General features: G+C 64.2%; 13 protein-coding genes. 5 read left to right on the forward strand and 8 right to left on the reverse strand.

Going from position 1 to position 12,875, the window contains the following annotated elements; all coding sequences use genetic code 11:
* Positions 1 to 30: 30 nt before the first annotated feature.
* From DN611_RS13825 to DN611_RS13845, 5 genes are all read left to right on the forward strand, one after another.
* The gene (locus DN611_RS13825) at positions 31 to 3,117 is read left to right on the forward strand and encodes a phosphodiester glycosidase family protein (protein WP_021747570.1); all 3,087 of its coding nucleotides are present in this window, start codon (positions 31 to 33) and stop codon (positions 3,115 to 3,117) included.
* Positions 3,118 to 3,436: 319 nt separating this feature from the next.
* Positions 3,437 to 4,225, forward strand: coding sequence for a hydroxypyruvate isomerase family protein (locus DN611_RS13830; protein WP_119311638.1), 789 nt, complete (start codon positions 3,437 to 3,439; stop codon positions 4,223 to 4,225).
* A 51-nt stretch (positions 4,226 to 4,276) separates the two neighbouring features.
* The gene (locus tag DN611_RS13835; RefSeq protein ID WP_249390837.1) at positions 4,277 to 4,936 is read left to right on the forward strand and encodes a YczE/YyaS/YitT family protein; all 660 of its coding nucleotides are present in this window, start codon (positions 4,277 to 4,279) and stop codon (positions 4,934 to 4,936) included.
* 228 nt (positions 4,937 to 5,164) lie between these two features.
* Positions 5,165 to 6,436, forward strand: a complete 1,272-nt coding sequence (locus DN611_RS13840) for an HlyC/CorC family transporter (RefSeq protein ID WP_036629886.1) — start codon at positions 5,165 to 5,167, stop codon at positions 6,434 to 6,436.
* 75 nt (positions 6,437 to 6,511) lie between these two features.
* Complete coding sequence (locus tag DN611_RS13845; RefSeq protein ID WP_119311639.1) at positions 6,512 to 7,564, forward strand: putative ABC transporter permease; 1,053 nt, start codon at positions 6,512 to 6,514, stop codon at positions 7,562 to 7,564.
* A gap of 165 nt (positions 7,565 to 7,729) precedes the next feature.
* On the opposite strand, the gene DN611_RS13850 is transcribed toward DN611_RS13845, so the two are convergent.
* The 8 genes from DN611_RS13850 to DN611_RS13885 form a co-directional block, all read right to left on the reverse strand.
* The gene (locus DN611_RS13850) at positions 7,730 to 9,121 is read right to left on the reverse strand and encodes an MATE family efflux transporter (RefSeq protein WP_119311640.1); all 1,392 of its coding nucleotides are present in this window, start codon (positions 9,119 to 9,121) and stop codon (positions 7,730 to 7,732) included.
* Positions 9,122 to 9,196: 75 nt separating this feature from the next.
* On the reverse strand, positions 9,197 to 9,682 hold the full coding sequence (locus DN611_RS13855) for a hypothetical protein (protein WP_119311641.1): 486 nt from the start codon (positions 9,680 to 9,682) through the stop codon (positions 9,197 to 9,199).
* A 225-nt stretch (positions 9,683 to 9,907) separates the two neighbouring features.
* Entirely contained in the window at positions 9,908 to 10,780 is an 873-nt protein-coding gene (locus DN611_RS13860; RefSeq protein WP_119311642.1) for a 4Fe-4S cluster-binding domain-containing protein, read from the reverse strand.
* Positions 10,777 to 11,367 carry a thymidine kinase gene (locus tag DN611_RS13865; protein WP_021748266.1) on the reverse strand — a complete coding sequence of 197 codons (591 nt, stop codon included), beginning with the start codon at positions 11,365 to 11,367 and terminating at the stop codon, positions 10,777 to 10,779. Before DN611_RS13865 ends, DN611_RS13860 begins: the two co-directional genes overlap by 4 nt.
* 89 nt (positions 11,368 to 11,456) lie before the next feature.
* Positions 11,457 to 11,948: a PF20097 family protein gene (locus DN611_RS13870; protein WP_119311643.1), complete on the reverse strand. Its 492-nt coding sequence runs from the start codon at positions 11,946 to 11,948 to the stop codon at positions 11,457 to 11,459.
* A 2-nt stretch (positions 11,949 to 11,950) separates the two neighbouring features.
* Positions 11,951 to 12,418: a PF20097 family protein gene (locus DN611_RS13875; RefSeq protein ID WP_025545085.1), complete on the reverse strand. Its 468-nt coding sequence runs from the start codon at positions 12,416 to 12,418 to the stop codon at positions 11,951 to 11,953.
* A complete protein-coding gene (locus DN611_RS13880; protein WP_021748263.1) occupies positions 12,418 to 12,615 on the reverse strand; it encodes a hypothetical protein in 198 nt (65 codons plus the stop codon). The genes DN611_RS13875 and DN611_RS13880 overlap by 1 nt, the downstream gene beginning before the upstream one ends.
* Positions 12,616 to 12,873 carry a hypothetical protein gene (locus DN611_RS13885; protein WP_021748262.1) on the reverse strand — a complete coding sequence of 86 codons (258 nt, stop codon included), beginning with the start codon at positions 12,871 to 12,873 and terminating at the stop codon, positions 12,616 to 12,618.
* Between the last annotated feature and the right edge of the window lie 2 nt (positions 12,874 to 12,875).

A 12,875-nucleotide genomic window follows, 5' to 3' on the forward strand; every position in this document is an offset into this window, starting at 1 on the left:
CATCTCAGCTGCAGCTTATGGAGGTATGACATGAAAAACACCCTGCGCAAAACCCTGTCCCTGTTTTTGGCGTTCACGCTTCTTTGCTCCCTGGGCCTCACCGCCGCCGCGTCCGAGGCCATGGGCGAGGACCTGACCTCCAAGGGCACTCTTTTGAACCAGAAGACCCAGCTCTCCACCAATGTGTTTTGGAGTACTGCGTACTCCGACCTGCGGACGGAGAACGTCGTCACATACGAGCCCAATGCAGATGTGACGCCCATCGTCACCTTCGGGGACTCCCTGACCACCCGCACCACGGTCACCTCTGCGGCCCGGGCACTGGAGAGCCAGGGCTACCGGGTGGTGGCGGGCATCAACGGCGACTTCTTCAACACCTCCAACGGCCTGCCCATCGGCATCCTGGTGTCGGAGGGAGAGGTCCTCAGCAGCGACGGCGGCTACTACGCCATGGGTTTCCGGGAGGATGGCTCTGCTGTCATCGGCAAGCCCGGACTCTCCATCTCCGCCAACCTGGGCTATCAGGGTTCGGACAGCAGCGGGTACTTCACGGACATCATCCGCACGGTGGCCGGCATCAACAAGGCCCGGGTCTCCACCGGCGGCATCTACCTCTATACATACGACTTCAACAACCGGCACACCACCGGCAATACCGAGGCCGGCGTGGACGTGCTGTGCACCATCGTGGACGGCTCCCTCTCCATCGGCGGCACCATGACGCTGGTGGTGGACCAGGTGATCGAGGCCACCTCCGCAACGGCCATCGGGCCGGACCAGATTGTCCTCTCCGCCAACGCCCTCTCCAACACCTACTACACCGACGCCCTGCGGAACATCCCTGTGGGCGCCACGGTGACCGTCACCGTCTCCGCCGCCAATGAGGCGTGGAACGATGTGCAGTACGCCGTGGGTGCCTTATACTCCCTGGTGCAGGACGGCGCCGTGGTCTCCGGTCTGCCCTCCGGGGTGAACCCCCGCACGGCGGTGGGTGTGACAGCTGACGGCACCGTGGTGTTCTATACCATCGACGGCCGCCGGTCCGGCCACTCCATCGGCGCCAGCCTGAGCCAGGTGGCCCAGCGGATGATCGAGCTGGGCTGCGTGGCCGCCATCGGCCTGGACGGCGGCGGCTCCACCACCATCACCGTGACGCAGCCCGACGACACCACCGCCGCTACCATCAACCGTCCCTCCGACGGCAGTGAGCGGGCGGTGGCCAACCACCTGTTCCTGGTGGCCACCAATGAGCCCACCGGCGAACTGGGCCACTTCTACGTCCAGGCGGACAACGCCTACGTTCTGGCGGGCAGCAAGGTAGAGATCTCCGCCGCCGCCGTAGACACCAACTACATCCCCATGGACGAGGACTATGACTACGACCTGGAGGCCTCCGACGGGGAGCTGGACGGCAATATCCTCACCACCCCGAAACGGGGCGGTGAGATCACCGTCACCGCCTCCAGCGGCCGCAGAGAAGGCTCTACCACCGTCTACGCCATCGAGGATCCCACGGACGTGGTGATCCGGGACAGCAGCGGCACCGCGCTCACCACGCTGAATGCCGCCACCGGCACCACCACCCAGCTGGCCGCCACCGCCGCCTACAACCACATCTCCCTGAAGGCGGATCCAGAAGCCTTCACCTGGGAGGTCACCGGCGACATCGGCACGGTGGATGAGCACGGCCTCTTTACTGCCGCCGCGCCCGGCACCGGCACCATCACGGTCTCCGCCGGCCGGGCCAGAGTCTCCATCCCCGTCACCGTCTCCAGCTCCGGCACGGTCTCCGCCGGCGGCGTCATGGAGGTGGAGTCCTTTGAGGGCAGCACCACCATCTTCCGGGGCAGCGGCAGCAACATGGACTTCAGTCTGAACCACAGCGCCGACACCGTGCGGATGGGCAGCGGCTCCGCCAAGGTGGATTACACTCTTACCGAAACCGGCGCATCCCAAGGCGCCTACACCGCCGAGTGGCGGGCCTCCAAGTCCACGGGCATCGACTGCAGCACCTATACTGCCCTGCACCTGTGGGTCTACGGCGACGGCTCCGGCAACATCCTGTCCCTGCTGTACAACGATGGCGCCGCAGGCTATCAGTCCCTCCAGGTAACCCCGCTGGACTTCACCGGCTGGAAACAGGTCACCGTCACCCTCCCCGGCGCACACTTCGAGATTCAGGGTCTGCAGGTCAGCGCCACCACCGCCGCAGACGGTACGGTTTCTGTCGGCGACAAGCTCTCCGGCACCATCTATATCGACCACATCACCGCCACCGCCTCCGGCACGCCGGACAACGCGGCGCCTGTGGTCTCCGCCTCCCTCGACAATTCCCTCTGGCAGGTGACCGCCTCGGTCGCCGACGCGGTGGATGGCATCCTGCCAGCGGGCAGCGTCACCGTCACCTACAACGGCGCCCCCTACGGCAGCTATGATCCCGCCACCGGTCTTGTGACCGTGGCCCTGCCCGGCCCCGGGGAGAGCCACGAGGCCATGCGGATCACCATCACCGCCCGGGACCTCTCCGGCAACATCGGCCGGGCCTCCGTGGATGTGGAGCCCTACGGCGTGGACCACAAGTTCACGGACATCAACGACTACTGGGCGGCCACCTATGTGGACTTCCTGTACAACGCCAATATCACCACCGGCTATGCCGACGGCACCTTCCGGCCCAACGACAACATCTCCCGCCAGCAGTTCGCGGTGATGCTGTATCGCTACCTGGGGCTGGACGGCACCCAGTATGAGAGCGTGACGCTGCCCTTCGCGGACAACGCCTCCATCGGGGATTACGCCCTGACGGCGGTGAAGGCCCTGTACACCGAGGGCATCATCAACGGCTCCACCGGCAGCGACGGACGGCTGTACTTCAATCCCGGCGGGTCCCTGACCCGGGCCCAGGCCGCCGCCATGATCGGCCGTACCCAGGAGAAGGGCTACGCCATTGTCGATCTGACCTTCTCCGACACCGCCTCCATCCCTGCCTACGCCACCTACTACATCCAGACCATGGCGGCCCAGGGCGTCATCAGCGGCTATGCGGACGGCACGTTCCAGCCCGGAGCCAACATCACCCGGGGTCAGATGGCCAAGATCCTCTACAACCTGATGTGAGTTTCGCCTTTCAGAGGCCGGCGCATCCGCGCCGGCCTCTCCTTATGGAGAGCGTCTTTTCGGAATCTGCCGGGTGCTGCAAAGCGCTATCGACTCCAATCCCCTGTGATTTCAGGAAAGGGTCTCCCCCGGGGCCCGTCCAGGCAAATGCCGCCGGGCACAGCCCTTCCCGGTCGGCCTCTATTCAGGCGGCCAGGGCTGTCCGGTGAAGCCGGAAGATGGAAACGGTGCCTGTTGACAGCTCCTGCCCCAGGGTGTAAAGTAATCATATTCCACATCCTGTCCGCGGACAGGATGTCTCTTTGCGAGGAGGCCCCCCATGAAGCTGAGACGTTCCGCCTGCATTGACACGCTGTACCTGGAGCTGCCCTTCCTGGACCGGTTCCAGGCGGCAAAGGAGGACGGCTTTGACGCCGTGGAGTTCTGGAGCTGGGCGGACCGGGACCTCTCTGCCGTCAAATCGGCATCAGATCGGGCCGGGATCCCTGTCTGCGGCTTCAACGGGGACGCGGACCTCTCTCTGATCGACCCTGCCCAGCGGGAGGCGTATCTGGCCTTTCTGCACCGCTCTCTGGAGGCGGCCCGGTTCCTGGGCGCCTCCGGCGTCACCGTCCACTCCAACGGTCTGGGGCTGGGGGGCGTGGTGCTGGCGCCCCGGGAGGACCTCTCCCACACGGTGAAGCTCTGCTCCCTGTACGCGGGCCTTGCCGCCAGCGCCCGCCTGGCGGAGGAGGCAGGCGTCACCCTCTATCTGGAGCCGCTGAACATCTCCACAGACCACCCCGGTAATTTTCTGCGGGACACGCAGACGGCGGCGGAGCTGGTACGCCTGATCGGCTCTCCCCGCCTGAAGGTCCTGTATGACATCTACCACATGCAGCTGAGCGAGGGCCGCCTCTGCGACACCATCCGGCAGTACGCCGATACCTTCGGCCATGTCCACGCGGCAGACGCCCCTGGCCGCCGTGAGCCCGGTACCGGGGAGATCGCCTTCCCCCGGGTCTACAAGGCGCTGGAGGCCGCCGGCTACACAGGGCTGGTGGGCTATGAGCTGTTTCCCGCCCGCTCCACCCGGGAGGCTGTAAAGGCCATTCTGGACGCCGGCTGACACGTTGACCGGTACCCCCTGTATTCTGCGAAAAAGGACGGATCCAACAAGATGCACTCCATAAAAATCGCTCTCTCCCGCTATGGCTGGTTCACTGCCGGGGTCCTGCTGAACGCCTTCGGCGTGGCCCTGATTACCAAGGCCGCGCTGGGGACCTCCCCCATCTCCAGCCTGCCCTATGTGCTGAGCCTCCGCTTTCCCGTCACGCTGGGACAGTTCACTTTTTTGATGAATATGCTGTTCATTCTGGCGCAGGTCCTGCTGCTGCGGAAGGACTTCCGTCCCGTTCAGCTCCTACAGGTTGCTGTGAATGTGGTGTTCAGCCTGTTCATTGATGTGAGCATGGGACTCCTCTCCTGGATGGAGGTCGGTGTGCTGCCCATGCGGCTGCTGGCGCTGGCCGTGGGCTGCGCCGTGCTGGGCTTCGGCATCAGCGTCGAGGTGGCGCCCCGGGTGCTGATGGTCCCCGGCGAGGGGATCGTCCAGGCCATCGCAGTCGTCACCGGCCGACAGTTCGGCAATGTAAAGACGGCTTTCGACGCCACGCTGGTGTCCACAGCCCTGCTCCTCTCCCTGCTCTTCTTCCATCAGCTCCAGGGCCTGGAGATCGGCACCATTTTTTCCGCACTGGCGGTTGGCCGGTTCGTGAACCTCTATAACCGGAGACTGCCGCTGATCTCCCGCATCTCCGCCCTGGGTGCAAGAACCTGAAAAATCAGTGTTGCATCCCTTCCGTTGTTATGGTATATTAGCAGATAAGTAAGTTGGCCTGCCGGCCAGGAAGGATCTGTGAACCCGCGTGGACGAACCTCCGTTGCCCACCCATACATACCGAGGTGTCTTTCAGAAGGACAGTCTGCCCCAAGGGGTGAGACTGCCCTTTTCGCGTTTTGGGCCTCAGGGATCCGCTGATTTTTTTGAGGAGTGATGATTTTTCCCATGGACAGTTCCACTATATCAATGACCGTGGCCATCGTCCTGCTGGTGATGATGTCGGCCTATTTCTCCGCCACGGAGACCGCCTTCTCCTGCCTGAACAAGATCCGGATGAAGAGCCGGGCGGAGTCCGGCGACCACCGGGCTGCTCTTGCCATGGACCTGGTGGAGGACTATGACCGGCTGATCTCCACCATCCTCATCGGCAACAACATCGTGAACATCACCGCCTCCACTGTGGGCACAGTGCTGTTCACCAAGCTGTATGCGGCTTACGGCCCCACCGTCTCTACGGTGGTGTTGACGCTGGTGGTGCTGATCTTCGGCGAGATTTCCCCCAAGAGCCTGGCCAAGGAGCACGCGGAGAGCTTCGCCATGTTCTCCGCGCCCATCCTGCGGGTGTTTCTGCTGGTCCTGCGGCCACTGAACTTCCTGTTCTCCCAGTGGAAGCGGCTGCTGAACATGATCTTCCACCCCTCTGAGGACCAGGGCATCACGGAAGAGGAACTAATCACCATGGTATCCGAGGCGGAGAACGAGGGAGGTCTGGACCAGCACGAGAGCCAGCTGATCCGCTCCGCCATCGAGTTCGGCGACCTGGAGGCCGGGGACATCCTGACGCCCCGGGTGGACATCGTGGCGGTGGAGGACTCTGCCTCCATGGAGGAGATCGCCGCCGTGTTCGCTGAGAGCGGCTACTCCCGCCTGCCGGTGTACCACAAGGACGTGGATGACATCGTGGGCGTGATCCATGAGAAGGACTTCAACGCCGCCCGCTACCGGGGCCAGGGCAACATCTCCGGCTGCATCACGCCGGTCCACTATACCACCGCCAATGCGGACCTGGGCCTGCTGCTGCGGACGCTGCAGAAAAAAAAGACCCACATGGCCATCGTGGTGGATGAGTACGGCGGCACCGAGGGCCTGCTGACCATGGAGGACATCCTGGAGGAGCTGGTGGGCGAGATCTGGGACGAGCACGATGAAGTGGTGGAGTCCTTCCGCAAGCAGAGCGACGGCAGCTTCCTGGTGGCCGCCGGCGCCGACCTCTCCGACTTGTACGATCTGTTCTCCATCAAGGGGGACTGCGACGCCAGCACCGTCTCCGGCTGGGTGATCGACCAGCTGGGCCGCCTGCCCCTGGTGGGGGACCACTTCCAGGCGGAGGGCCTGGACGTCACTGTGACCATGGTGGACCACCGCCGGGTGCTGGAGGTTCGGGTGGCCGTGGCGGCGGAGGCGCCGGAGACCGCGGAGGGCGCGGCACAGCACTGACCGGACGAACCCGCCGCCCGTCCCGCCAGAGCCCCGGCGGGACGGGCGGCTCCCTCATTTGAAACCGGAGGTCTTATGTACGTCTATTCCCTGGGACAGTGGCTGCTGTTCTTCTTTCTCTACTGCTTTCTCGGCTGGGTGTGGGAATCCTGCTACGTCTCCGCCAAGCGGCGCCAGTGGGTGAACCGTGGCTTTCTTCACGGCCCCATGCTGCCCATCTATGGCACCGGCGCCGTCATCATCCTGCTGGCCACCATCCCCGTGCGGGACAGCCTGTGGCTGGTTTTCCTGCTGGGCATGCTGGCCGCCACGGCGCTGGAGTATGTCACCGGTGCCGCCATGGAGGCCCTCTTCAAAGTCCGTTACTGGGATTACTCCAAGCAGCCCTTCAACCTCAACGGCTATATCTGCCTCACCAGCTCCCTGGCCTGGGGCGCCTTCTCCATCCTGCTGGTGCGGTTTCTGCACCCGCCTGTGGAGGATCTGGTGCTGCGGCTGCCCGCCTTCCTGGTGGATCCTCTGGCGTTCCTGCTGACCATCGCCGTCACCGTAGACGCAGTCCGGTCCTTCCAGGCCGCCATGGACCTGCGGGAGGTCCTCACCCGCCTCACGGAGGAGAACGAGGACCTGCGCCGCCTTGCCAAGCGGGTGGAGGTGATCTCCGCCTTTGCGGAGGAGGACCTGCGCCGCTTCCGGGAGCGCACGGAGGTGGAGCGGCTGCTCCGGCAGGAGCGCTGGGAGGACACCCGCCGCCAGATTCAGGAGGCCTATGCCAAGGGCGCCCGACGCCGCCAGGCCCAGCTGGAGGAGTCCCTGCGCCGCCGGACCGATGCCAAGCTGACGGCCCTTGCCAACATCCAGGAGGCTCTGGAGGCCTACCGGGACCGGCTGGCAGTTGCCAGGGACCTGACAGAGGAGTCTCTGGAGGCCCGCCGGGCGGAAGTCCAGCAGCTTTTGGACCGACTCCGGGACCGGGAAGCTTCCATCCGCGCCCGCACCGCCAGGCGTTATCGCCAGTCCCTGCGCATCCTGCGGGGCAACCCCTCCGCCAGCGCCAAAGCCTTTGCCGAGGCCCTGGAGTCCCTGCGGAAGCTGGGGGATCGCCGGGAGGGGGAGGACGGCGAATGAGGAAAGCCGGCGCAGCAGCCCCTGCTCTGCAGAGCGGTCGTTGGTTCCATACGGAGCGGACGTCCCTTCTTTTCGTGTCCCCTTATAGCAATTCTCCATCTCTGTCTGAACCGACGATCTTATACAAACAAAGCGGCACAGCCTTCGGCTGTGCCGCTTTGTCGATCAGGATGGCAGCGTGGACTTGTTCTCCGCAGCGGGCGGGTCCGCGGGGAAATCCAGAATCCGCCGGATGCACAGGGCATAGACTGCGATGCTCACCACCGGCCCCGCGATGTCGGAGATGGGTTCCGCATAGAATGCGGCCCGGGCGCCGAATACCGCCGGCAGGGCAAACAGGGCGATAAAGTACACCGCCTTCCGGAAGGCGGACAGGGGCAGGGCCAGCTGTACCTTTCCCATGCCGGTGAATCCGTCCACAATGGCGTACTGCAGCCCCAGGGGGATCAGGGCCAGGGTGCAGATGTGGATGGCGGAGAGGGCCTCCGCTGCCAGCTCCGGCTCCGTGGTGAAGAGGCGCACGAAGAGAGCTCCCCCCAGACGGGCCAGCAGAAACAGGGCCGTCACATAGGCCACGCACAGTCCGGCGATGAATGCCTGGGCCTTCAGGATCCGGTCCCGCCGCCGGGCGCCGTAGTTGTACGCCAGGATGGTGCCTGTGCCGGCGGAAATGCCTCCCAGGGGCATGGTCACCACCAGCATGAAGCTCTGGGCGATGGTGGCGCAGGTCACCAGACGGTCTCCCAGCTCCGCCCCGCCATAGGACTGGAGGATGGCGTTCATGGAGATAATCATGATGTTGTCCACGCCGATGATGAGGAAGGGCGTCATGCCCACCGCCAGGATGCGGAGCATCAGCCGCCCGTCGTAACCGCCGAAAGTGATGGCGATGGGCACAGACTTGCCGAAGAGGAACCGCAGTACATAGAGGCAGCTAACCAGCTGAGAGAGGACCGTGGCCACGGCAGCCCCAGCCACCCCCATGTCAAAGAGAAAGATGAACACCGGGTCCAGCACGATGTTCAGTGCCGCCCCCAGCATGACGGAGATCATGCCCTTCCGGGCGTAGCCCTGGCAGATGATGAACTGGTTCAGCCCCAGAGCCAGCAGGTTGAACACCGTCCCGCAGAGATAGACGGTGAAATAGGTATTGGCGTAGCCGTAGGTGGCATCGCTTGCGCCGAAGGCCATCAGCATGGGCTGGCGCAGGGGGAACACCCCCGCCATCAGCGCCACGGAGCAGACACACAGCATCAGAAAGCTGTTGGAGAGGATCCGCCGGGCCTCCTCCGTTTTACCCGCCCCCATGCGGATGCTCATGAGCGGCGCGCCGCCCACGCCGATAAGAGAGGCGAATGCGCCGATCAGCGTCACCACCGGCCCGCAGACCCCCACGCCCGCGAGAGCGGTCTCCCCCACCAAGGGGATGTTGCTGATGTAGATGCGGTCCACGATGCTGTACAGCACGCTGACGAACTGGGCCAGCATACTGGGTATGGCGATCCGCAGCACCAGGGGCCGGATGGCGTCCGTGCCCAGATTGTTCTCCAGCTTCATAGCAGGTCTCTCCCAAAACACACAAAAATCGGGCTGTCCGCACCGGACAGCCCTCTCATTATAAAGACACGGGATTCAGTTTGCAACCCCCGATTCGCCCCGGAGGATAGCGGAGAGCTGTTCGCACAGTGCGGCGGCCTGCCCACTGCCAAAATAGCCGATACGGACCACCCGGCCGTTGACCCTGGCTTTGCCGGTGCCGTTGGAGACGGAAAGCTTCCGCTCAAGGTCCCCGCTGGCATCCAGATCCACGATGATGTCGCCGATCTCCGAAATAACGTCTGCGACTGTCAGTGTATCCCAGCAGAAATGATAGGTGTACTGATCCAACAGCTCCAGGATTGCCTCTGCCTGTTCGCTGTCCGCAGAGACAGTATAGCTCTCAGAGTCTGTCTGGCTCTGCCCGTCTCGCACATCGAGGGTGACCAAAAAGCCGTAAAAATCCTCGCCCTCCAGATCCACCGCATCCCCGATGGAGCGGGGCCACAGCATCCAGGCTGCAAAGGCCAGGACGGCCGCCGCCAGTAGGACCAGTACCACTCGCTTCACGCTTCGGGCCATGAAATCCCTCCTCTGCAAATAGGGCCGCCGGGGCTCAGCCGCACTTGCGGACGCTGCCCAGCAGGGTCTCCAAAGCCATCAGCCCCACCAGCACAGCCAGCGCCGCCAGCAGGATCAACAGCCACTTCCACTTGCCGCGGATCATCTCTCCGCCCCCTCGGTCTTGTTTTTTCCAACATAACATAGGCCATGGAATTTGTCCATACCGCGTCTGAAGGCAGGCACTCAAATTCCCCGCAGGTCAAAGGCCGGGGTGTACTCCTCCCTGGCCGACGTCCGCTCCTGGGTGTAGCCGTCGGTGATCCCGCAGTTTTCCATGTACTCCACTGCCGCCCGGTACTCCGCCTTGGTCACGTGGCGGGCCAGTTTCCCTTCTGCCCCTGGCTGGGGCGTATACTGGCTCATGAGGGAAAACAGCACCTCCCCGGGGCGGAAGCTCTCCGCCACCCAGTCGATGACTCTTCGGGTGTTCTCCAGTTCTCCCGGCAACAGAAGATGTCGGATCAACACACCCTGCTTTAAAAGGCCGTTTTCCATCCGGTAAGGCCCGGTCTGGCGGAACATCTCCAGAATGGCCCGCTTGGCCCAGTCAAAGTAGTCCGCCGCGCCAGAGTATTTGCGGGCAGGTTCGGAGAGGCCATACTTCAAGTCCGGCAGATACACCTGTACCTTCCCCTCCAGACGGCGGAGGGTCTCCGGTTTCTCATAGCCGCCGCAGTTCCACACCACCGGCACGGGCCATTCCTCGTCCCCCAGGGCCTCCAGAACCGCGTCGGTGAAGTGGGTGGGGGTCACCAGGTCCAGGCAGGCGGCCTCCTGTCCGATCAGCTCGTGAAAGATCTCCCGCAGCCGCTCCGCCGTCAGGACCTTTCCCACCTCCCCCTGGGAGATGGGCTTGTTCTGGCAGAAGCAGCACCGGAGATTGCAGCCGGAGAAGAACACGCACCCGGCGCCGCGCTCCCCCACCAGGCACGGCTCCTCCCAGAGGTGGAGCATGGCCCGGGCCGCCACGGGCACGCTGGGCATCCCGCACACGCCGCCCCGCCTCGTCTCCGTCCGCTCCTCGCCGCAGTTTCTGGGGCACAGGCGGCAGATCACAGCAGGTCCTCGGGGCGGAAGTCCGGGCCCAGGTCCCCGGCCATCCAGTGCTTGCGGCACAGCCCGATGTACTGGTCGTTGGCCCCCAGCACCACCTGCTCACCCTCCTTCAGCACCTTGCCGGCAGCATCGAACCGGGCGTTGAAGGTAGCTTTCTTGCCGCACCAGCAGATGGTCTTGACCTCCTCGATCTTGTCGGCCATCACCAGCAGGGCCTCGCTGCCGGGGAACAGGTCCCCCTTGAAGTCCGCCCGCAGGCCGTAGCAGATGACGGGGATGCCCAGGTCATCCACCAGACCCACCAGGTACATGACCTCCTCCCGGGTCAAAAACTGGGCCTCGTCCACGATGACGCAGGCGTTCTGCTGCAGTTCCATGACAGAGAGCTGCTGCATCTCGTCAAAGTAGATGCAGGGATAGGTGAGGCCGATGCGGGAAACCACCATGTGGTCCCCGTCCCGGGTGTCCAGCCGGGGCTTGACCAGCAGGGTCTTCTGCCCCCGCTCCTCGTAGTTGAACCGGGTCATCAGGGCGTTTGCGGTCTTGCTGGAACCCATGGCCCCGTATTTGAAATAGAGCTGTGCCATTTGTCTGTTTTCTCCCTCTCTATGTATCTTCTTATGCGGCACTCCGCCGCCTTCTCTTTGGTGCCGGTCCCCTCCGCCGGGAGGGATCCTCAGCCCTGCAGCCCACGGTCGATCTTCCGCTGGGCCTCCCGCCGCCGCTGTTCCTCCAGCTGCTCCGCCGCTTTCTCCGACGTCAGGGGCTTGGGGATCTCCTCCTCCGGAATTTCCATCACCATCCTGCGGCAGCTGCGGCAGAGCCAGGCGGTCTTGTACCTGTTGAAAAGGCTCCCCTCATGGAGGATATCGATCTCCGGGCCGCTGGCACCAAAGAACCGGTTGGGCCAGCCGGGCCACCACTGGACACTGTCCCGTCCCCCAGTGATCGTCCCCACCTCCATCTCCTGCCCGCACCAAGGACAGATCATGGGCGGGGGCGGGGTCTCCCGCAGGGCCTTCTTCTCCTTCCGCTCCTCGTTCCAGTCCCGGAGCTCGTCCATCAGGCTGGGAGCGCAGTCCTTCTCCTCCTGCCCCGGCTCCGCCGGACGGGACGGCTTTTCCGGCTCATAGTCCCAGGGATCCTCGCTTTTCTTCCAGAAGGGCACGGTCACTCCTCCTCTCGGCTTTCGGATAAATGCTCTGCATCAGCCCCGTAGATGATGCGGCGGTTGATCTCCTCGGAGGTCAGATGCTCCGCCCGGGTGCAGTTGGCCGTGTCAAGGACCAGCTTGCGGCACGCCCCGCAGTGCCAGGCCAGCTTGTAATCGCTCCAGAAGGAACCGTCCCCCCGGAGGTAGAGGGTTCCGTCGGCATCCGCCAGGCGAAACGCGCCGGGACGCTCCCACACCAGGCGGACAGCGTCCCTTCCGCCCACCAGATACCCCATCCGCATCTCCTGCCCGCACCAGGGGCAGGTCATGGCAGACGGCGTCTGCTCCTCCGCTGTCTCCTTCTCCCCTGGGACCTTCCACGCCTCCCCGTCGGCGGCCGGGGGCTGGGGCTCCCCCGCTGTCCAGGTGCGCCGTTTCTCCGGCTCCATATCCCAGGGATCCTCGCTTTTCCTCCAGAAGGGCATCACGAATCCTCCTCGTTTTGCTCTCTCGCCTGCCGGATGCGTTCCTCAAAGGTCTCCCCCGTCCGCCGGGGCAGGAAGGAGACGGGCTCCGGCGTCTCCTTCCCATGGTAATAGCACCACAGCCACCGGAGGCACCAGACCAGCTTGCGGATCAGCAGGGCCAGCAGGGCGATGCCCGCCAGGTTGATGAGTTCCATTCAGTTGCCCTCGTCCTTCTTCTGGTCCTCGGAGTCCGGGACCTCCTCATAATCCACCGTATACACAGGGCCGTGAAATTTCGGCTCCTGCCTGTCCTCGTCCTCCGCCCGGTACCGGGCGGACCGCCTCCGCACATGCCGCACCACCAAGATCACCGCCACGAGAATGAGAATGGGCACCGCAAACCGCAGCGCCACCAGCAAAATACTCCCCAGCAGCCGAAACAGCCCCAGGGGCAGTCCCACCAGCCAGCCCATTC

Source organism: Oscillibacter sp. PEA192, assembly GCF_003574015.1.
In the GTDB taxonomy this organism is placed as follows: domain Bacteria; phylum Bacillota; class Clostridia; order Oscillospirales; family Oscillospiraceae; genus Oscillibacter; species Oscillibacter welbionis.